General features: G+C 72.1%; 2 protein-coding genes. One reads left to right on the top strand and one right to left on the bottom strand.

From position 1 onward, the window contains the following. Positions 1–356: ATP-dependent Clp protease proteolytic subunit (locus tag AC1DQC_RS20060; protein WP_477052984.1), on the top strand; the 356-nt coding region annotated here is incomplete at its 5' end. Positions 357–362: 6 nt separating this feature from the next. Here AC1DQC_RS20060 and AC1DQC_RS20055 read toward each other — a convergent pair. Then, a partial coding sequence (locus AC1DQC_RS20055) for a helix-turn-helix domain-containing protein (RefSeq protein WP_477052983.1) occupies positions 363–581 on the bottom strand: 219 nt, incomplete at its 5' end.

Below are 581 nucleotides of genomic sequence, written 5' to 3'. Positions count from 1 at the left end.
ACACCATGCAGTTCCTGCGCCCGCAGGTCGCGACCTACTGCATGGGTCAGGCCGCGTCGGCGGCGGCTGTCCTGCTCGCCGCGGGCGCGCCCGGCAGGCGGTATGTGCTCGCACACTCCCGCGTCCTACTGCATCAGCCCTCGACCCAGGGGCAGGGCTCCATCTCGGACCTCGCGCTCCAGGCCGCGGAGGTGCTGCGGATCCGGTCGCAGACCGAGGAGATCCTCAGCGCACACACCGGCCAGGACGCGGCGCGGCTGCGCAAGGACACCGACCGGGACCGGATCTTCACCGCACAGGAGGCGCTCGACTACGGCCTGGCCGACCAGGTGATCGTCACCCGCGACGCCGGGTGAGAGCGTCTACGCGGCCAGCAGTTCCACCTGCGGGCTCCGCTCCTGCGGCGGGCCGGACAATGCGCCCGTTCCGGCCCGTCGCGTGACGGCCAGTCGCCGCACGCCACGGGCCAGCAGGTGCTCGAGCGGCAGGCCGAGCGCGCCGCACACCGAGTCCAGCATCTCCGACGACGGCTCCTTGCGCCCGCGTTCGACCTCGGACAGGTACTGCTTGGACATTCCGAC

Source organism: Cellulomonas sp. P4_H12 (assembly GCF_056400905.1).
The sequence above is the reverse complement of the archived record's forward strand: the minus strand, read 5'-3'. Positions and strand labels throughout refer to the sequence as shown.